Origin of the sequence: Paenibacillus baekrokdamisoli (genome assembly GCF_003945345.1) — a bacterium.
Lineage (GTDB): Bacteria > Bacillota > Bacilli > Paenibacillales > Paenibacillaceae > Paenibacillus_Z > Paenibacillus_Z baekrokdamisoli.
The window spans coordinates 2,399,124-2,419,664 of the sequence record NZ_AP019308.1 but is presented as its reverse complement, the minus strand read 5'-3'; the positions used below and the strand labels follow the sequence as shown (position 1 = coordinate 2,419,664).

At 43.3% G+C, this 20,541-nt stretch carries 22 protein-coding genes; all 22 read left to right on the top strand.

The features are described from left to right. The first annotated feature begins 4 nt into the window (after positions 1-4). Positions 5-1,096 (top strand): flagellar biosynthesis protein FlhB, encoded by a 1,092-nt coding sequence (gene flhB / locus EKN16_RS10750; protein ID WP_232016356.1) that lies wholly within the window; start codon positions 5-7, stop codon positions 1,094-1,096. A gap of 31 nt (positions 1,097-1,127) precedes the next feature. Continuing rightward, complete coding sequence (gene flhA, locus EKN16_RS10745) at positions 1,128-3,161, top strand: flagellar biosynthesis protein FlhA (protein ID WP_125656398.1); 2,034 nt, start codon at positions 1,128-1,130, stop codon at positions 3,159-3,161. After that, positions 3,158-4,477 (top strand): flagellar biosynthesis GTPase FlhF, encoded by a 1,320-nt coding sequence (gene flhF, locus EKN16_RS10740; RefSeq protein ID WP_125656395.1) that lies wholly within the window; start codon positions 3,158-3,160, stop codon positions 4,475-4,477. Before flhA ends, flhF begins: the two co-directional genes overlap by 4 nt. Beyond that, on the top strand, positions 4,470-5,342 hold the full coding sequence (locus tag EKN16_RS10735) for a MinD/ParA family protein (protein ID WP_125656392.1): 873 nt from the start codon (positions 4,470-4,472) through the stop codon (positions 5,340-5,342). The genes flhF and EKN16_RS10735 overlap by 8 nt, the downstream gene beginning before the upstream one ends. Before the next feature lie 30 nt (positions 5,343-5,372). Next, a complete protein-coding gene (locus tag EKN16_RS10730; protein ID WP_125656389.1) occupies positions 5,373-6,647 on the top strand; it encodes a protein-glutamate methylesterase/protein-glutamine glutaminase in 1,275 nt (424 codons plus the stop codon). A 47-nt stretch (positions 6,648-6,694) separates the two neighbouring features. After that, the gene (locus EKN16_RS10725; protein WP_125656385.1) at positions 6,695-8,776 is read left to right on the top strand and encodes a chemotaxis protein CheA; all 2,082 of its coding nucleotides are present in this window, start codon (positions 6,695-6,697) and stop codon (positions 8,774-8,776) included. A 13-nt stretch (positions 8,777-8,789) separates the two neighbouring features. Then, positions 8,790-9,251: a chemotaxis protein CheW gene (locus EKN16_RS10720; RefSeq protein WP_125656382.1), complete on the top strand. Its 462-nt coding sequence runs from the start codon at positions 8,790-8,792 to the stop codon at positions 9,249-9,251. Further along, the gene (locus EKN16_RS10715; protein ID WP_125656379.1) at positions 9,252-9,875 is read left to right on the top strand and encodes a chemotaxis protein CheC; all 624 of its coding nucleotides are present in this window, start codon (positions 9,252-9,254) and stop codon (positions 9,873-9,875) included. It begins immediately after the preceding gene. Beyond that, on the top strand, positions 9,872-10,366 hold the full coding sequence (locus tag EKN16_RS10710) for a chemotaxis protein CheD (RefSeq protein WP_125656376.1): 495 nt from the start codon (positions 9,872-9,874) through the stop codon (positions 10,364-10,366). The genes EKN16_RS10715 and EKN16_RS10710 overlap by 4 nt, the downstream gene beginning before the upstream one ends. A 1-nt stretch (position 10,367) precedes the next feature. Further along, entirely contained in the window at positions 10,368-10,799 is a 432-nt protein-coding gene (locus tag EKN16_RS10705) for a hypothetical protein (RefSeq protein ID WP_125656374.1), read from the top strand. Positions 10,800-10,803: 4 nt separating this feature from the next. Then, positions 10,804-11,589, top strand: coding sequence for a FliA/WhiG family RNA polymerase sigma factor (locus EKN16_RS10700; RefSeq protein WP_125656372.1), 786 nt, complete (start codon positions 10,804-10,806; stop codon positions 11,587-11,589). A 25-nt stretch (positions 11,590-11,614) separates the two neighbouring features. Then, complete coding sequence (locus EKN16_RS10695) at positions 11,615-13,021, top strand: flagellar assembly protein A (protein ID WP_125656369.1); 1,407 nt, start codon at positions 11,615-11,617, stop codon at positions 13,019-13,021. Positions 13,022-13,085: 64 nt separating this feature from the next. Beyond that, positions 13,086-13,385 carry a hypothetical protein gene (locus tag EKN16_RS10690; RefSeq protein ID WP_164522763.1) on the top strand — a complete coding sequence of 100 codons (300 nt, stop codon included), beginning with the start codon at positions 13,086-13,088 and terminating at the stop codon, positions 13,383-13,385. A gap of 33 nt (positions 13,386-13,418) precedes the next feature. Beyond that, positions 13,419-14,015 carry a DUF6115 domain-containing protein gene (locus tag EKN16_RS10685; protein ID WP_125656363.1) on the top strand — a complete coding sequence of 199 codons (597 nt, stop codon included), beginning with the start codon at positions 13,419-13,421 and terminating at the stop codon, positions 14,013-14,015. After that, positions 14,008-14,571 carry a hypothetical protein gene (locus tag EKN16_RS10680; RefSeq protein WP_125656360.1) on the top strand — a complete coding sequence of 188 codons (564 nt, stop codon included), beginning with the start codon at positions 14,008-14,010 and terminating at the stop codon, positions 14,569-14,571. Before EKN16_RS10685 ends, EKN16_RS10680 begins: the two co-directional genes overlap by 8 nt. Before the next feature lie 200 nt (positions 14,572-14,771). Next, a complete protein-coding gene (gene rpsB / locus EKN16_RS10675; protein ID WP_125656357.1) occupies positions 14,772-15,470 on the top strand; it encodes a 30S ribosomal protein S2 in 699 nt (232 codons plus the stop codon). Positions 15,471-15,619: 149 nt separating this feature from the next. Next, positions 15,620-16,270 carry a translation elongation factor Ts gene (gene tsf, locus EKN16_RS10670; RefSeq protein ID WP_125656355.1) on the top strand — a complete coding sequence of 217 codons (651 nt, stop codon included), beginning with the start codon at positions 15,620-15,622 and terminating at the stop codon, positions 16,268-16,270. Positions 16,271-16,379: 109 nt separating this feature from the next. Next, entirely contained in the window at positions 16,380-17,111 is a 732-nt protein-coding gene (gene pyrH / locus EKN16_RS10665) for a UMP kinase (RefSeq protein ID WP_125656352.1), read from the top strand. Then, entirely contained in the window at positions 17,111-17,665 is a 555-nt protein-coding gene (gene frr / locus EKN16_RS10660; protein WP_125656349.1) for a ribosome recycling factor, read from the top strand. Before pyrH ends, frr begins: the two co-directional genes overlap by 1 nt. An 85-nt stretch (positions 17,666-17,750) precedes the next feature. Then, entirely contained in the window at positions 17,751-18,503 is a 753-nt protein-coding gene (locus EKN16_RS10655; protein WP_221226707.1) for an undecaprenyl pyrophosphate synthase, read from the top strand. Positions 18,504-18,529: 26 nt separating this feature from the next. Beyond that, complete coding sequence (locus EKN16_RS10650; RefSeq protein ID WP_125656343.1) at positions 18,530-19,327, top strand: phosphatidate cytidylyltransferase; 798 nt, start codon at positions 18,530-18,532, stop codon at positions 19,325-19,327. Positions 19,328-19,342: 15 nt separating this feature from the next. Further along, entirely contained in the window at positions 19,343-20,482 is a 1,140-nt protein-coding gene (locus EKN16_RS10645) for a 1-deoxy-D-xylulose-5-phosphate reductoisomerase (RefSeq protein WP_125656340.1), read from the top strand. The last annotated feature ends 59 nt before the right edge of the window (positions 20,483-20,541 follow it).

The following is a 20,541-nucleotide window of genomic DNA, read 5'->3' as shown; positions in this document are numbered from 1 at the left end:
GTTATTGTCATCGTATCGTTGGACGCTTGATCTACAAATGTTTTCTCAAGAAAAGACAGAGCGTGCAACACCTAAAAAGCGAGAAGAGTCTAGAAAAAAAGGTCAGGTAGCAAAGAGCTCCGAACTACCTGCCGCTTTTATTATGTTGGTTAGTTTTTTCAGCTTTATGATGCTAGGTGGTTACTACAAGGAACGACTGATCCGAATGTTCGGTTTGATCTTCGAACAGAAGCTGATGATGGAATTAACGAAGGAGAACGTACTCACGTTGTTCTCAAGTCTCATGATGCAAATATTTATGCTTCTAGCACCGCTCTTTATTATTACGGTTGTGATTGGGCTTGTCGGAAATTATGTCCAGATTGGTTTTCTATTCACGGGTGAACCGCTCAAGATGAATCTAAACAAGATTAATCCCCTCAAAGGGTTTAAACAGATCTTCTCGATGCGTTCAATCGTGGAATTCTTCAAAAACATTACAAAACTAATCGTTATCGCGGTCATTGTTTATTTAACGGTCTGGAATCAACGCGCGCATATTATGCAGCTTGGATCGGTACCAATATCTTATATGTTTAGTTTCATAGGTAGTATAACAGTCAAACTTGGATTGGAAATTGGTTCAATACTCGCGGTACTCGCTGTAGGAGATTATATCTATCAACGTTTTGAGCATGAGAAAAGTCTACGCATGTCTAAGCAAGATATTAAAGATGAGTATAAAAAATCAGAGGGTGATCCTCTAATTAAAGGGAAGATTCGGGAACGCCAAAGACGTATGGCCCTACAGAGAATGATGCAAGAGGTTCCCAAAGCAGATGTTATTATTACAAACCCGACTCACTTCGCAATTGCTTTACAGTACGACGGTACAAAAATGGAAGCACCAACAGTCATAGCCAAGGGTATGGACTTTGTTGCATTGCGAATTAGAGAAGTAGCAAAAGAAAACGGCGTAATTACTATGGAAAACAAGCCGCTCGCCAGAGCGTTATATGAAAGGGCGGAAATTGGTGATGTCGTACCCGCTGACTTGTTCCAAGCTGTGGCGGAAGTATTGGCATACGTATATAAGATTAAAGGTAGAGTAAAGTAATGATTTTGCGAACAGTGGAGGAGGTAACGTCATGAAGGTTAAGGACCTGACCATACTCATTGGGATCATCGGCATTGTGCTCATGATGGTTATACCGATTCCTACCGAGTTAATGGACGTCCTGCTTATAGTCAATATCTCCGCGGCGCTAATGATTTTGCTTATTTCAATGAATACGTCAGATGCATTACAGTTTTCCATCTTTCCATCTTTACTGCTCATAACAACGCTTTTCCGTCTAGCGCTTAATGTTTCGACAACTCGTAATATATTGTCGCATGGTGAAGCAGGGAAAGTTGTTGAAACGTTTGGTAATTGGGTTGCAGGCGGACAAATTGCGATTGGCTTTGTCGTATTCCTTATTCTAGTTGTTGTTCAGTTCATTGTTATTACAAAAGGTTCTGAGCGTGTAGCTGAGGTAGCGGCGAGGTTTACTCTCGATGCTATGCCAGGTAAACAGATGAGTATCGATGCGGATTTAAACGCAGGCCTCATTAATGAAACACAAGCTAGAGAACGCCGTCAGAAAATTGAACGAGAAGCAGACTTTTATGGTTCGATGGATGGTGCGAGTAAATTCGTTAAGGGTGATGCTATTGCATCTATAATTATCCTAATTATCAACCTACTAGGCGGATTCGTTATTGGAATGTCTGTTCACGGAATGTCGTTCCAAGAATCGCTATCGACTTTCTCTGTGTTAACAATCGGTGATGGTCTAGTGAGTCAGATACCGGCACTATTAATCTCAACAGCAACTGGTTTAATCGTTACACGTGCAGCGTCGGATGGTAATCTCGCACATGATATCACAAATCAATTATTCCGTTATCCGAAACTGCTTTATATCGTAGCCGGAACGATTGGTTTGCTTGGAATCGCAACTCCAATCGGTCCCATAGCTACAATCCCATTTGCAGTTGTTCTTATTGTTGCAGGTATTCGTATGCAAAAAACATTGAACAAGCAGCAGATAGAAGAAGAGATGCTAGTGGAAGAACAACAAATTGAAGAGGTCAGAAGTCCTGAAAGTGTCATTAGCCTTTTACAGGTGGACCCAATCGAGTTCGAATTTGGTTACGGTCTTATCCCGTTAGCAGATACGCAGCAGGGTGGAGACTTACTAGACCGCATCATTATGATTCGCAGACAGTGCGCGCTGGAGCTGGGGCTTGTTGTACCAGTCATTCGTATCCGCGACAATATTCAACTGAAGCCTAATGAATATGTAATTAAAATCAAAGGAAATATTGTGGCTCGTGGTGAGCTTCTACTCAATCATTATTTGGCCATGAGTCCTGGGTTTGATGATGAGTCGATTGTGGGGATTGAAACAATCGAACCGGCATTTGGATTGCCAGCCATTTGGATTGATGAGGCGACTAAAGAACGTGCTGAATTAATGGGTTATACAGTCGTAGATCCGCCTTCCGTAGTAGCGACACATTTAACTGAAATTATTAAACGTCATGCTCATGAGCTTATTGGTCGTCAAGAGGCGAAAGCGCTTGTTGACAATGTCAGAGAATCGCACCCAGCATTGGTTGATGATCTAATCCCTTCGATTCTTACAGTTGGTGATGTTCAGAAAGTATTGGCCAAGCTGCTTCGTGAGAAAATATCGATTCGCGATATGGTGACGATTTTCGAAACACTTGCAGATCATGGTGGCTATACGAAAGACACGGATATTCTTAATGAATATGTGCGTCAGGCTTTATCCAGACAAATCACTCAGCAATTCTCGCAAAATGGGGATACCCTTCGCGTAATTACGGTAGGTCCTTCTTTAGAGAAGAAGATTGCGGAATCTGTACAGAGCTCTGATCAGGGAAGCTATTTGGCACTTGATCCAATTGCTACTCAAACCATCTATCAGAAATTGAATGAGCAGGTTAAAAAGCAAATTCAATCTGGTAACCAACCGATTGTACTGGCATCACCGACAATTCGCATGTACTTACGCCAGCTAGTTGAACGTACGATGCAAGATATCCCAGTACTTTCTTATAGTGAATTAGAACCTAGTGTAGAAGTTCAAAGCATTGGGGTGGTCAATCTATGAAGGTAAAGCGCTATGTAGTTAATGCATTGCCTGAGGCTCTCCCAATGATACGCAGTGAGCTGGGACCAGATGCCATCATACTGAATACGAAAGAGATTCGTGTCGGCGGATTTCTTGGAATGTTCGGCAAGAAGAAAATGGAAGTCATCGCGGCAATTGAGAATAATGCGAGTGCAAAGCCAGCTCCTCCGGTAAAAAGAACACCGCGTGCTGAGCCGGCAGATAACATGTCAGCGACTTTAGCTCAGATCACCGCGATTGCTTCGTTAAGAGAAGGAAAACCAACCAAGGCCGAGACAACTGAGGCAGCAATGCCATATGGAGCAACGACTGAAGTTACCAGACAAGCCTATAGTAACAATAGGGGTACCACTGGAACTGCAACTTTAGCGCCACTGCCTGTTGTCAAAGAAGAGGCTCCCAAGCAGCGAACGACAGATAATGATCTGATGAACGAAATTCGTGACATGAAGCAATGGATTGTGAAAGTGTCAAGACAGCAGCAAGTGAAAGCCTGGTCAGAACCTATCCAAGCTCTTTACGATCGACTTTCTGATCAGGAAGTAAACACCCAATGGATTGAGAAACTGATCGAAGAGATCGAACATCAGCTTGAGAACAACCCTGCTCAACAGGTTGATCGGCACGGGGTGTGGGATTCAGCCAAGTTGATCTTAACGGCGTGGCTTAAAGATTTCGAAGGAGAAGGGCTAAGTAGAAGCACCAGAGTGGTTCATTTCGTTGGACCAACTGGTGTTGGTAAAACAACATCAATCGCAAAGCTTGCTGCTGAGCAAACGCTAAAGGCCGGACGTAAAGTAGGGTTCATTACTTCAGATACATACCGAATTGCAGCTGTTGATCAGCTTCGGACTTATGCAACGATATTGAATGTACCGCTAGAGGTTGTTTTTTCTCCACTAGAAGTATCGCGAGCCTTCAAACAGCTTGAGGAGAGAGACCTTATTTTCATGGATACTGCTGGTCGAAATTATCGTAATGAATTATATGTATCAGAAGTAAATAGTTTACTGCATTCAGGGGACGAATCAGAAACCTATTTAGTCCTTAGCTTAACAGGCAAATTTAAGGATATGTCTACGGTGGCTGAACAATTCTCCAAATACGGAGTACGTAAGGTCTTATTCACGAAACAGGATGAAACGAATGCCTATGGGGCTATCCTTAATCTTGCGCTAGAGAAGGGATTTCAGCCGACCTATATTGCATACGGTCAAACGGTACCAGATGATATTGCCCTTTTCCGATCAGACAGCTATGTCTTACAACTATTGGGGGCGGCTGATCATGAATGATCAAGCAGAAGCATTAAGACACATGGTGCGAAACCAATCGCAGAATAGCGAAGGGAAGGCAACACGTGTTATCACCGTAACTAGCGGTAAAGGCGGCGTGGGCAAGTCAAATTTCAGCTTGAATTTCTCACTTGCCTTACAATCCTTAGGTCTGAAGGTTTTGATTTTCGATGCGGATATTGGCATGGCGAATATCGATGTGCTTATGGGCGTTTCTGCAAAGTACAGCCTCTACCATTTATTAATGCAGCAGAAGACGATTTGGGACATTATTCAGGAAGGCCCGCAAGGGGTCCATTTTATAGCTGGAGGTTCCGGATTTAAGGATTTGCTGGATTTAACTTCAGTGCAGCTTGATTATTTTGAGGAACAGATCGGTAAGCTTCATGGTGAGTACGATGTCATCTTATTTGACACAGGAGCCGGTCTATCCAAGGAAACAGTCAAATTCATCGTAGCAGCTCAAGAAGCTGTTGTTGTCACGACACCAGAACCAACATCAATTACGGATGCTTACGCATTAATAAAGATGGTTACAGCGATGGAGCATCAAGTGAAATTCAAGCTTATTGTTAATCGAGCAATTGATGAGAAGGAAGGCAAAGCAACGGCAGACAAGATCAGTTTGGTTGCTGAGAGATTCCTTCATATATCCCTTCCTATACTTGGAATCGTACCAGATGATCCAAATGTCACTAAAGCCGTAAAGAAGCAGATTCCTTTCTCCTTGGCTTTTCCAAATTCGGTGGCTACCCAGTCTGTAATGGAAATCGCCAGAAGGTTTGCCGACATTTCTAATACACCTGTCTCCGCTAATAGCGGTGTCAAAGGATTTCTGCATAAGATGTTCAGACTAATCAACTAATCCTTTGAAAATATAGGGAGGGAGACGCCTATGAACGCACATCGCGTGCTCGTGGTGGACGATTCCGCTTTTATGCGAAAAATCATTTGTGATCTTATCGCAGCAGACTCACAGTTCGAGATTGTAGCAACCGCCAAGAACGGTCGAGAAGCAATTGAAGCTGTGGTTGAGTGGAAGCCAGATGTTATTACGATGGATTTGGAAATGCCTGTAATGAATGGTTTGGAAGCTCTGGGACGTATTATGAATATTAAACCAACACCGATTATTATGCTCTCCAGCATTAGTGATGACGGTACCCGAGAGACGATTAAAGCACTCCAGAATGGTGCATTTGATTTTATTCGAAAGCCATCTGGGCCATTATCACCTGATATCATTTCGGTTGGTGAACAACTGCTTGAGAAACTTCGGATTGCTGTATTAACGAAACGGAATTCGCAGTTGTTTAAACCCCAAGAAAAGCCTAGTGTGAAACAGGTTCATCAGGTAAAGCAAGAATTACTTCTGAAGCCGCTCAAAACGCTGAAAGTGGATCATTCCGGAATTGATAAAATAAAGGATATACCGTCAGCAATAAATAAACCAGATCCTCTAAGAGGTAAGCATTTAGTAGAGGACAAGCCCGTCAGTAATAAACCATCTAACCCATATCCTGTTTTTGAGCCATTGAATAAGCAGGAGCCAGAAGGTCTGCGGACGAAAGAAAAGCTGAAGCAAGTCAGCAATTTTCAGCACTTGATAACAATAGGGACATCAACTGGTGGTCCGCGTGCTTTACACGAAGTTATTACTTCTTTACCCGCTAGTCTTCCTGCTCCAGTATTAGTCGTGCAGCATATGCCGCCTAAGTTTACGAAGTCTCTTGCACAAAGACTGGATGCATTCAGCTCTGTTCATGTGACGGAAGCAGTTAACGGCGAACGTGTTTATGCAGGAATGGTGTATATCGCGCCTGGCGGACACCATTTGGAGCTCGCAAAGGATTCATTAGGATACTACATACGTTTAACAGAAGAGCCTCCGTGCAGCGGTCACCGCCCATCCGTAGACGTCATGTTCGAATCGTGTACGCCATTTACTGAATTGCGTAGACATGCGGTTATCATGACAGGTATGGGAAGCGACGGAGTAAAAGGGATGAAGGCACTTAACGAAAGCGGTGCAGAGAGTGCGATTGCAGAGGCGGAAGAATCCTGTGTTGTTTATGGGATGCCAAGATCAGCAGTCGAAGCGGGAGCAGCCAAGTCAGTCGTTCCATTGAGACAAATTGCATCCGTTTTAGTTAAAGCTGTAATGAAGTAACGCATACATTTTCGCATAGCAACCATTCAAACAGGAGGTGCATGGAAATGGATATGAATGACTATTTATCAATGTTTATTGATGAGTCCAATGATCATCTTCAATCACTCAATGAAAATTTGCTTAAGCTTGAAAGTGATCCAGAGGATATTAGCATCGTTCAGGTCATTTTCCGTTCAGCCCATACCCTTAAAGGGATGTCGGCAACGATGGGATTTGAAGATCTCGCCTCACTCACGCACGAGATGGAGAATGTGCTTGATCTTGTCCGTAATAATAAGCTTAAGATGGATAGTTTCATTTTTGACACTTTATTCAAAGGGCTTGACGCACTTGAAACAATGGTTCAAGACATTATCAATGGGGGTACGGGTAAAGCTGACGTATCTGCCATCGTAACTTCTCTACAAACTATTGTTAAAAGTGACTACAAGCCAAATCAAGTGCAAGTCGCTTCAGCGCAGATGCCAGTGAGCACTGGAATCTCTGATGCAGGAACGATGCTGGATGAATTTCAGACCTCTGTATTGCTTCAATCCATTGAAGCAGGCCATTCCGTCTTTCATGTGGTCGTAACGATTCGGGAGGATTGTATGCTTCGTGCAGTTCGCGCTTACATGGTATTTGACTTCTTAGAGCGTAACGGCGAAATAATTAAATCTCACCCAAGTGTACAAGACATTGAGCAGGAGAAGTTTGATCGTACATTTACTGTATTTACGATCGCTAGTGTGTCTGAGGAAGAGCTCCGAAGAGGCGTAGAATCCGTATCTGAGATTGAACTAGCTGTCATTACTCCACTAGACCGAGAATCATTAGCACAGCTTGGTTCAGATTCTATTGTAAATAGCAAAGCGCAGATAGTGGCATCATTATCTGCTCAAGAGATAGCTGCTTCACAAACTGCTGCTGCTTCTCAGACGGCAGTCAGACCTTCAGCCTCTCCTGCAGCAGCTTCGCCCACATCAGGCGGGGGAGGTTCACGTACGATTCGGGTCGATATTGACCGTTTAGATGCATTAATGAATCTATTCAGCGAATTACTTATTGATCGGGTTCGTTTAGAGCAGCTAGCTAGTGAAATAAAACGTGCTGATCTTACTGAGACCGTGGAACATATGACACGGGTGAGCAGTGACTTGCAAAGTATTGTGCTTAAACTTCGTATGGTGCCGGTAGAGTCGGTATTTAACCGTTTCCCTCGTATGATACGCGATCTGGCCAAATCATTAGATAAGAAGATCGAACTCGTCATTTCGGGTGCTGATACGGAACTTGATCGTACAGTCATTGATGAAATCGGAGATCCACTGGTACATTTGATTAGGAACTCGCTTGACCATGGAATTGAACCAGTTGCTGACCGAATAGCAGCAGGGAAATCCGAAACAGGTACCGTCAACTTGCGTGCTTTTCATAGCGGTAACCACGTCTTTATCGAAGTTGAAGAAGATGGACGAGGCATTAATCGTGAGAAGGTCAAAGAAATTGCGGTTAAGAATGGTGTAGTTTCTGCAGATGAAGCGAAACGATTAACCGATAGTGAAGTTAATATGCTGATCTTTGCAGCTGGCTTTAGTACGGCTGATAAGATCTCTGATATTTCTGGCCGAGGAGTAGGGTTGGACGTAGTCAAGACAAAAATTGCCTCACTTGGCGGTCATGTTAGCGTGGAGTCTGAGCCAGGTAAAGGCACAAAATTCTCCATTCAATTGCCGCTTACGCTTTCTATCATCTCGGCGATGCTCATTAAGCTGGGTGATGAGAAATATGCAATCCCGCTTTCTTCTATCGTAGAAACGGGTATTATCCAAAATGAGCAAATTCGTAAAATTCATGGTAATCGAATGATTGAATACCGTGGTACGGTCATTCCTCTTATTTCCTTAAGTCATGTACTAGACTCTAATTCTTTCAATGAAGATGAAGAATCGGAGACAGAGATTGTCGTCATTCGAAAAGGAGACAAGATTGGCGCTTTAACCGTTGACGAGTTTATCGGTCAGAGTGAAATCGTGTTGAAATCTTTGGGTAAATATTTGACGAACATTGAAGCGATCTCAGGCGCAACTATATTAGGCGATGGTCAGGTTGCCTTAATCATTGATCCAAATGCTCTCATAAAATAAGGAGGGATTTCGAATGAGTGAAGAAATTAAAGTCATCGTTTTTGGTCTTGCTGATGAAGAATACGGAATTGAAGTTGAGAAGGTTCGTACCATAGAAAGAATGATGCCAATTACACGAGTGCCTAAAACGCCTGCCTTCATTAAAGGTGTCATTAATCTGCGGGGCATTGTTCTTCCTATTATTGATCTGCGGGGTCGTTTTGGACTTCAGGAGACTGAACCTACAGAGAGCTCTCGTATTATCATTGTCGCTGTTAATGACTTAGAGGTTGGATTCATAGTCGATGCTGCGAATGATGTCATTGATATTGATACAGATAGTATAGATCTGCCGCCTGAAGTGGTTGGGGGCATTAAAGCGAAATATTTGCACGGTGTAGCTAAGATTGGTGATAACCGACTGCTCATTATGCTAAACCTTTCTGAAGTATTGAATAAAAAAGAAATTATCCAGCTTGAACAGATCGAGGGATAAATGGTGAACCCACTAGAAAAGCTTGAAGCGTTCAAAATGGACGTTTTAAAAGAAGTTGGCAATATTGGAGCTGGTAATGCAGCGACAGCCCTTTCTAGGCTGCTGGATAAGCCAGTTGATATGAATGTCCCAACCGTAAGATTAATACCGTTTGAGCAAATCGCCGATAAAGTTGGTGGTTATGAACAGGTAGTCATTGCTGTTTTTCTCCGTGTTGAAGGAGATGCTCCTGGAAATATGTTTTTTATCATCGAAGAGAACTCAGCCAGAAAACTATTGAAAAGTTTGCTTTCTATCGAAACACAGGTCGAATCTGGATATTCAGAAATGGAATATTCAGCGTTATCTGAGATTGGCAATATTCTGGCTGGTTCCTATCTTTCTTCATTGGCAGATTTCACTCAATTGTCAATGTCACCGACCGTTCCTGCTATAGCCATCGACATGGCGGGTGCCATATTGAGTTATGGACTCGTGCAGTACGGTGAAATGGGAGACTCCGCGTTGTTGATCGATACAACGTTTCTGGAAGGACGCGAGGAGTTAGAGGGACATTTCTTCCTTATTCCAGATCCAGAATCGTTCGAAAAAATTTTCAGCGCTTTGGGAGTGCCTAACGAATGATACAGCAAAACATTGTTAAAGTGGGCATGGCGGATTTAAATATTGCAACTGACAGAGCTGTGCTCAAAACAACCGGGCTCGGATCCTGCGTTGGGTTAACCTTGTTCGATGAACGAACTCGAATCGCTGGTATGGCGCATGTCATGCTGCCTTCTTCGCAGATCGCTAGAGAAGCTTCTATTAATATTGCGAAATTTGCGGATACAGCTATTCCAGATCTTATTGAGCGCATGAAGCGTGCAGGTGCTGATTCAAGCCGTTTAATAGCGAAGATGGCCGGTGGTGCTCAAATGTTTGCATTCACATCACAGAGCGATGCGATGAGAATAGGGCCGCGAAACGTGGAGTCCTGTAAAGAAATGCTGGACAAGTTAAGAATTAAAATTGCAGCAGAAGATACAGGTGGAAACTATGGTAGAACGATTGAGCTAGATAGTAATAGCGGTATTCTATCGATCCGAAGCGTCCAGTTTGGAATAAAGGAGATTTAACATGATCGGAACATGGCGCTGGAATGTTACACTCGGCATATGCGGAGTCGTGTTAACGTTACTTTTCTCACTTGGCAGCAATGGATTAGAAGTAACTGCAACTCGATGTGTGTATGCATTTATTGTCTTTTTTCTCTTAGCTTATTTATTTCGCGCTGCAGTTGCTATCATTTTACAGCCTACGCCGCCCTCTTTTGTAACAGCCATTGATGAGTCGACGGAGAATATCAAAGGGAACAGCGTAGATCTCTCAACACCGGATCAAAGTGATGAATTGAATGATTTGTTAAAAATGCCGTTGGATGGAAGTACAAAGCTCGTGAAGAGTGAAACTTCGGCATTCCAGCCACTCACACCGCCTAAGCTTGTTTCAACACAAAATAAAGAGCCTGAAGAACTTGCCAAGGCACTACGTCACCTGACAGGAGGGTGAGACGATGATTGAGCCCAAAGCGCCTCATTTGTCTAACATCGAGATTTGGCAAAAGTGGAAAGAAGAAGGAGATATTGAAGCCAAGAAACGTCTTATTGAACAGTATTTGACGTTGGTTGATTACGTAAGTAACAGAATGGCTATTGGTTTGCCAAAAAACGTCTCAAAGGATGACCTCGCTAGCAACGGTGTAATGGGTTTAATCGATGCCATCGAGAAATTCGATTATAGACGCGGACTTCAATTCGAAACCTATGCATCATGGCGAATTCGAGGCGCTATTATTGATGGTTTACGTCAAGGTGACTGGGTGCCGCGTTCGGTTCGAGAGAAAGCAAAAAAAATAGAAGAGGCTTATCAGCATTTGGAACAGCAATATCTTCGTTCGGTTACTGATGCTGAGATTAGTCACTATTTAGAGGTTAGCGAGAAAGAGTTTGTACATATGCTGCAAGAAATTGCTGTGACTACCGTGTGTTCGCTTGAAGATCCGATTCGAGAAGAAGAATCGGAAACTCGCCTATCACTGCTCGTAGATGAGAAAGCGAAGAATCCCGACTATAAGGTACATGAGTTCTACTTGAAGGAGTCTTTAGTTCGAGGGATCGAACGATTGACAGCGAAAGAGAGAACCGTGGTTTCTTTATTCTATTATGATGAGCTTTCACTTAGTGAGATTGCGGAAGTTATGTGTTTGTCGCCATCACGTATTTCACAGCTTCATTCTAAGGCGATTTTAAGACTGCGCGGCGCACTTGATAAGCAAAAGGATCAGTTGATGGAGCATTGATGTAGAGTGAGTGGGAGGGAACCAATTGTCGATTTCAGAAACGCTAGAGAAAATTGTCATCGTGCAGATATCTCAGGACAAACTGACCGCTTTTATCCAATTCAACGTTGCGGATGATAGTTTCATCTGTACAGCTGCGGAATTAGAAGAATATGTGAAGAGCCATGGTGTACGTTATGGCTTACAAACGGATGTAATAGAAAAAGTAGCCAACCAGCCAAGTGCCTACTTCTATAGCCAGACGGCAATTGCTCAAGGTGACCCTTCAACGAATGGGGAAGATGGATTAATTCGTTTCTCTTACGATATGAAAGAAGAGCTGCACCGTCCAGTAGAGCTTGAGAGCGGCAAAGTGGATTTTAAAGAAATTACACAGCTCAAGAATGTAACCCGAGGTAAACTAATTGCGGAGCGAATAAAGGCAACCGCGGGAACTGAGGGAAGAGCGGTTACAGGGGAAGCTATAGCTTGTAAGAATGGCAAAGAGGCTTATTTTAAGCTTGGTAAGAATGTAGTATTGAATCCCGAGCAAACAGCGCTGTATGCGGCTATTGACGGTCTCATCACTTTAACAGACAAAAACAAAATTAATGTATTTCCAGTTTTTGAGGTCAATGGTGATGTTGATTATAATGTAGGCAATATTGATTTTGTCGGTACAGTCGTTATTCGTGGTAATGTCCTGACAGGATTTCGTATTAAGGCTTCAGGTGATATCCGTATTATCGGAGGCGTCGAAGGAGCAGAGTTGGAGTCTGATGGCTCCATTGAAGTGACGAGTGGCATTTTAGCTAGTAACAAAGGATATGTTCGTGCAGGCAAGAACGTGAAAAGTTCCTTCATTCAGGATGGAAACGTTTCAGCGGCAGAAGATGTTTTGGTCACACAAAGTATTATGCATTCTCATGTTCGTGCTGGCCGAAACGTCATCTGCAGCGGAACTAAAGGGTTAATTGTCGGTGGAACCATTCAAGCGGGTGAAAGAGTGGTTGCTCGAAACATTGGGAATACGATGTCAACTGCCACTGCCATTGAGGTTGGTGTGCGTCCTGAGCTTAGAACAGAACTGACTGAATTAAGAGCACAAGTAAAGTCATTGAGTGAGAACCTAGATAAAACAGAGAAAGCACTTACACTTCTAGATCAACTTGCCTCTATGGGTCAATTAGCACAAGACAAACTGGCTATGCGTACAAAGTTAGCTGCAACGAAACGTCAAGCTGTTGAAGAAATCTCGATGACACGTGAACGAATACTTGATATTGAGAAATCACTTGAAGATACTGATCGTGCAAGAGTGGATGCCGTTAATATCATATATGGCGGTACTAAAATTGTGATTGGCCGTTATACTCGTTTTGTAAAAGATCCAACCCAAAGAGTTTCCTTTCGTTATTCGGAAGGAGATATTGTGATGGCGCCTTACCTTTAATTCCTTTTTCGAGATATGAGGCAAGGGGGAGGAAGAAATGCCATACAGATCGATAGACTTGCAAATGGCCATTCCAAGAGCCCCAGAAACCAGTTCGCAGCAAAGTCATGCTTTGCAGAAGCCGGTTATGAATCAAATCCGGTTGGAAAACGAAACGGTAAAACAAACGGAGCTATTGCGAGGTAAAAATACAGCTATTGAACATAATGTAAAGCTTGGCATTCACGATCAACAGCATCGAGAGTCGCATTCTCTCCCAAAACGCAAAAATCAAGGCAAATTAAAAAAAGAGCAAGTTGAGGACGAAGTAGAACAAATTCAAAAGCATCCTTATAAAGGACAACACATTGACATTTCTCTTTAGCCGTACCTCATACCGAATAGCAGGTGAGTAATTATGGAAGCATGGCAAACGATAATGCTGCTGGGAGCAATTGCAATTGTGTGCTCAGCCGTTCTGCCGCGATCAAAAAAATCCGACCGTGATCTCAATAATCAGTCCGTAACGGTCCGCAATATGGAGACCGCACTTGAACAGTTTATGGAGAATTTAGAATCAGACAACCGCCAAATGGTTGAACTCGTTACTAAATCGCAGCAAGAGACACAATCCCAAACTATGAAACGCGAGGGGCGAATGAATGAGCTTGAGAAGCGATGTGCGGAACTTGAGTTATTGCTATCCGAGCAAAAAAAGATGTCTGTCGCATCTGCTGCCAATCAAACTGCTGAGCTTACTGCCACTCTCATAACCGAAAAAACACAGGCTCAAGTTCCAGTAATGGAACAAAATCCAGCAGTTGAAGGTTCTTATGAGGAGAACTCTCCCACGGAAGCTATATCTACAATCCGAAGTAGATATAGCGAATTGTTTGCCTTACATAGTAATGGGAAGTCCGTTGAAGCGATCGCAAAAAAACTAGGCATAAACAAAGGAGAAGTGCAGCTTATTCTCCAGTTGTCCAAGCAGGAGGAAGCAGGGCGCGATGAATAAAAGGCCATTTTTATTTGGGCTCGGCATCGGAATTATTTTAGGTGCAGCTTTGCTTCAGCTCATGCTTATTGGTGAACGTCAGGCTACAAGCCTCAACGATTATAAGAAACAAGAGGCCGATCAGACAAACACTTACACGCAGGCGGATTTGGATAAGCGTTTGGCTGAAGAACGGGTACGTATACAGGCTGAGATGAAGGTAAGTACAAGCAAGAATGAGCCAAAGAGTGCAGAAGAGCCAATAAAATCTGCCCCAGTTAAAGAAGTTTTTAAGGATAAGCCTGTAACCCAGCAGACGGAATCAAAAGAAAAACGAATCATTATGCGTATTCCACCGAACTCAAGTGTGACGGAAACGGCCGATCTTCTTGTGAAGAATGGTGTAATTAAGGATAGGCGAGCATTTATTAACCTGATGCGTAAAGTCATAATACGTGCGGGCTATTTTGCTTTTGATGGCAAACCAACGCTGAAAGAAATTAAAACCATTATAACAGGTAAACCAATCCCGCCCTCTGAAGTACAAGCAGAGCTTAAGAAGAACAAAGTAGAATAAAGAATTTATGACTAAGATATAAAAGCTATATGTGTTAGCTGTTGCGCGGGTGTATATAGATATGGTATAGTAATTGACGGTGTTAAAAACACACGCCGATTAATTTCGTCAACGGTGCTTCGGCTCGGTCGAAGTTTTGACGAAAAATGATTTTGGCGGAGGAAACCACAAAAAACCATTTAACAGGAGGTGTTGAAGAGATGGCGGTTATTTCCATGAAGCAGCTTCTAGAAGCTGGGGTACACTTCGGTCATCAGACTCGTCGTTGGAACCCGAAGATGGATCGTTATATCTTCACAGAACGTAACGGGATTTACATTATCGACTTGCAAAAAACAGTTAAAAAAGTCGAAGAGGCTTACAACTTTGTTCGCTCGATCGGTGAAGAAGGCGGTACAATTCTCTTCGTAGGTACTAAGAAACAAGCTCAGGATTCGGTAAAAGAAGAGGCAGAGCGTTGCGGCAACTTCTATATCAATCAACGTTGGCTCGGCGGCACGCTGACTAACTTCCAAACGATCCAAAAACGTATTGATCGTCTTAAAACGCTTGAGAAATGGGAAGAAGACGGTACATTTAACGTGCTTCCTAAGAAAGAAGTTATCATTCTCCGTAAAGAGAAAGATCGCCTTCAAAAATTCCTCGGCGGTATCAAAGGCATGAAAGGCTTGCCAAGCGCGTTGTTCATCATCGACCCACGCAAAGAGCGTATCGCAGTTGCTGAAGCTCGCAAACTTGGTATTCCAATCGTAGGTATCGTTGATACAAACTGTGATCCGGACGAAATCGATTATGTTATTCCAGGTAACGATGATGCAATCCGTGCAGTTAAATTGCTTACTGCCAAAATGGCAGATGCGATTGTTGAATCACAACAAGGTGAACAAACAACAGCTTAGACCCATAAATAAGTCAGCAAGAAGAAACGGCCGATCGCCGTCCTATACTTTCTGATAGTACAAGAAAGGGTGGTCAGAAGGTTTTTAACCTCTCACCGCCCTTTTTTCGAATCATAGTATGATATTCAACCATTCAGGAGGTCTCTATCATGGCAGTTAGTGCTAGTGCGGTTAAAGAATTGCGTGAAAAAACAGGCGCAGGTATGCTTGATTGTAAAAAAGCGCTTGATGAAACAAACGGTGATATTGCGAAAGCGATTGACGTTCTTCGTGAGAAAGGTCTTGCTGCAGCAGCAAACAAGGCTGGTCGTGTAGCAACAGAAGGTACTGTTGAATCTTACATCCATGCTGGCGGACGTATCGGCGTTCTTGTTGAAATTAACTGCGAAACTGACTTTGTTGGTAAAACAGATCAGTTCCGTGAATTCGCTCGTGACGTTGCTATGCAAATTGCAGCTGCAAACCCAAAGTTTGTAAGTCGCGAAGAAGTTTCACAAGAAGAGCTTGATAAAGAACGTGAAATTTTGAAAGCTCAAGCATTGAATGAAGGCAAACCAGAAAAAATCGTTGAAAAAATGGTTGAAGGCCGTCTTAGCAAATATTACGAAGAGTTCTGCTTGCTAGAACAACCTTTCATTAAAGATCCAGACAAAACCATACACACGCTACTGAAAGAAAAAATCAGCACAATCGGTGAGAACATCTCCATCCGTCGCTTTGTACGTTTCGAGCTTGGCGAAGGCTTAGAGAAAAAAGAAGATAACTTTGTAGCAGAAGTTATGTCCCAAGTTAAACATTAATCCTTACGCGCAAATCGGGGCGGGGCGCCCGCCCCGTCCATTCTTTTAACTATAGATGATTAACAAGTATGCGGCCTATGAACAAGGTCAAAGATGGAGGTATACCACGTTGCAAAAACCCGTATACAAACGTATTGTGCTTAAAGTAAGCGGAGAGTCCCTTTCGGGGAATAATGGTTATGGTATCGATGCGGCAATGATATCATCGATTGCGGAACAAGTTAAAGAAGTGGTTGAATTAAACGTTGAAGTTGCAATCGTCTGTGGTGGCGGCAACATTTGGCGTGGTATTGCTGGAAGCGCAAAAGGGATAGACCGGGCAACGGCCGATTATATGGGCATGCTCGCTACTGTAATGAATTCATTGGCCCTGCAGGATGCATTAGAACAAATCGATGTCCCAACTCGGGTTCAAACATCGATTGCGATGCAGCAGATTGCAGAGCCTTATATACGCCGTCGTGCGATCCGCCACTTGGAAAAGGGTCGAGTCGTTATTTTCGCGGCAGGTACAGGAAACCCGTTCTTCTCAACCGATACAACTGCTGCGCTTCGTGCAGCTGAGATTGAAGCAGAAGTTATCTTGATGGCCAAAAACAAAGTAGATGGCGTTTATTCAGCTGATCCGTTCAAGGATGCAACAGCTGAGAAATTCGAGACACTGACGTATCTTGAAGTACTTAATCGCAATTTAGGCGTCATGGACTCCACCGCTTCATCACTGTGCATGGATAATGATATCCCACTGGTTGTTTTCTCCATTACAGAGCAAGGCAATATCAAACGAGTTGTACTTGGTGAGAAGATTGGAACAATTGTCATGAAGGGAAGTGTCAATTAGTGCCACAATCAATTAAAAAAAATGCAGAAGATCGAATGGACAAGGCAATTGGCGCATTGAAACGCGATCTTGCAACACTTCGTGCAGGTCGTGCAACACCAACGCTACTTGATCGTGTTCAAGTTGAATACTACGGTGCAATGACGCCGATAAGTCAACTAGCGAATGTAAATACACCGGATTCCCGAACCCTTCTTATTCAACCTTGGGATAAAACATCGCTTGGTGCAATTGAGAAAGCCATTTTGAAATCCGACCTTGGCTTAACACCTTCCAATGATGGTTCTACAATCAGGCTTGGTATTCCAATGCTTACTGAAGAACGTCGTACGGATCTTGTTAAGATGACGAAGAAATTCGGTGAAGAAGCAAAGGTAGCCATTCGTAATATTCGCCGTGATGCAAATGATGACATTAAGAAGCTTGAAAAAACAGATATCTCTGAGGACGAATCACGTCGTCATCAAGAAGATGTTCAAAAAGCTACAGATAAATTTATTGCTGAAGTTGAGAAAGTACTAGCATCAAAAGAGAAAGAAATCATGGAAGTATAATGCAAGCTCACCGGCCCCTCCGACAGGTGGGGTTTGTTGCATAAATTGAGGTTAGCGGTGGGAGGACGAACATGTGTTTCAGCGACTGAGAGCTCTATTCGGCAAAGCAACTATCAAGCCGTCGCAAACGCTTGATACTGAAAACATACCGCAGCACATCGCGATTATTATGGACGGTAACGGAAGATGGGCGAAGAGCCGAGGTCTGCCGCGTATGGCAGGACATCATTCTGGGATGAAGACAGTGAAGCGAATTACGATGGCCGCTGACCGACTTGGTGTGAAGTTTTTGACGCTATATGCTTTTTCAACGGAAAATTGGAAACGTCCTAAGGCTGAAGTTGAATTTTTAATGAAGCTTCCTCAAGAATTTCTTTCGATTGAACTAAATGAACTCATAGAAAAAAACGTACAGGTTCGTATGATGGGTTATAAGAGTGATTTGCCTGATCACACTCTGCATGCGATTGAAGAGGCGATGCACAAAACGGCCAACAATACGGGACTTGTACTTAATTTTGCGCTTAACTATGGTAGTCGGAGCGAAATGTTAGAAGCTGTTCGTCAGATTGGTCAGTCTGTTAAAGCCGGAGATTTGCAGCCTGAGGATATTGAGGAAACTCATCTTGCTGATCGGTTACTAACCGCAGGTATGCCGGATCCCGATTTACTGATTCGAACAAGTGGAGAACTGCGTTTAAGTAATTTCATGCTTTGGCAGTTAGCATATAGCGAAATGTGGTTTACTGATGTTTATTGGCCGGAGTTTACAGAAGAGCATTTCTACGATGCCATTACCGAATATCAGCGACGTGCTCGCAGGTACGGTGGTCTGTAACAGGCTCAAATGGAGAGTGCTGCACATTGAAACAGCGTATCATTACAGGGCTTATCGGCGGTGCGATTTTTGTGCTATTAACTGTAGCCGGCGGGTGGTATTTCTATGGACTACTATTATTGCTCGCCCTTGTAGGATTCTGGGAATACATAAGAATGAACAGCTTGAGCTGGCGACATCCAGCTTCCCTAGTTGGCTTTGCAGGGGTTCTTATTCTACTTTTTCCTTGGCATGAGCTGGACATTCAACAGCCGAATGGTTTACACATGCTTTGGCTCCTTCTATTTCTACTGCTAATTGTAACTGTGCTGACCAAGAACAAATTTACAATCGATGGGGCAGCGCTTCTTCTGCTTGGAGCACTTTATGTCGGATATGGATTCCATGCCATGTTTGAAGTTCGCAATGCGGGGTCCCATGGACTTCTTGCGACCTTTTTGGCATTCGGCTCTATTTGGGCTTCCGATATAGGTGCTTATTTTTTTGGTCGTGCAATTGGGAAGCATAAGCTGTGGCCTTCTATTAGCCCAAATAAGACAATCGAGGGCTCATTAGGCGGTGTAATACTATCTATTATTGTTGCATTGGTCTTTGCATGGATCTACCCCGATCTTATTCCTTTTGGACGAGCCATCCTCATTGGACTCACAGCAGCAGTAGCCGGGCAATTAGGCGATCTTATTCAATCTGCATATAAGCGGGTTCGGGGTATTAAAGATACAGGATCGATCTTGCCAGGTCATGGCGGAGTTCTTGATCGTTGTGACAGCTGGCTGATTGTATTTCCACTTTTGATTATGATGGAGCTACTGCCGCTCGGATAAAGGGATAGGTGAACAATGAAGAAACTGACCATTCTTGGTTCTACAGGTTCAATCGGAACCCAGACACTTGATGTTGTGAACAGTGACCGAGAAGCTTATGAAATACAGGGTCTTGCAGCTGGAAGCAATATAAAACTACTAATTGAGCAGGCCAAGCATTTTCAACCTAAAGTCGTCTGCGTCTCGTCAAAAGCGCTTGCTGAAGAGGCAAAGCCCTATCTACCGGCAGGTACTTCCGTGGTTTACGGAGAAGAAGGGCTTATTGAGATTGCTGCAGGAACGGATGCGGATACAGTTGTGACCGCTATTGTTGGAAGTCGTGGATTAAACGCAACGCTCGCAGCAATTAATGAGGGCAAACATATCGGACTTGCGAACAAAGAAACACTTGTTACCGCAGGTCATATCGTTATGAAGCAGGCTAAAGCTAGAGGCGTTAAGATTCTACCCATTGACAGTGAGCATTCTGCAATCTTTCAGTGTTTAAATGGGGAGATTCGATCGACGGTAAAAGCCATAACCTTAACCGCATCAGGCGGATCCTTTCGTGATCGTACGAGAAAAGAGCTTGAAGGCGTTACGGTTAAAGAAGCACTGAATCACCCCAATTGGTCAATGGGAGCCAAAATTACCATTGATTCTGCTACGATGGCTAATAAGGGACTTGAGGTTATTGAAGCCCACTGGTTGTTTAACCTAAGTTATGAACAAATTAACGTGCTGCTGCATCCAGAGAGTATCATTCACTCTTACGTGGAATTTATCGATAATAGCATCATAGCTCAGCTTGGCTTACCTGATATGCGTGTGCCGATTCAATATGCTTTAACGTACCCTGATCGTCAACCGACGCCAACGGAATCTTTGAATCTAGCAAAAATTGCAGCTTTACATTTTCGAGAGATGGATTTTGATCGTTATCCTTGCTTGCGGATGGCATTTGACAGCGGCAAAGCGGGTCAATCAGCACCTACCGTGTTTAATGCAGCTAACGAGACAGCAGTCGCACGTTTCTTGGGTGGGGAAATTACTTTCCTAGATATTGAGCGTGTCATCGAAACTGTATTGAGTCGTCATATTATCGTAGATGTACCAGATGTTCAATCGATTGCTGAAGTAGATGCTTGGGCAAGAAAAGAAGCTTCATTGGTCTGACGGGACGGTTCTCTTGTATCGGACGGGAGAATAATGATAATCTAAGTACATGCCGTTAC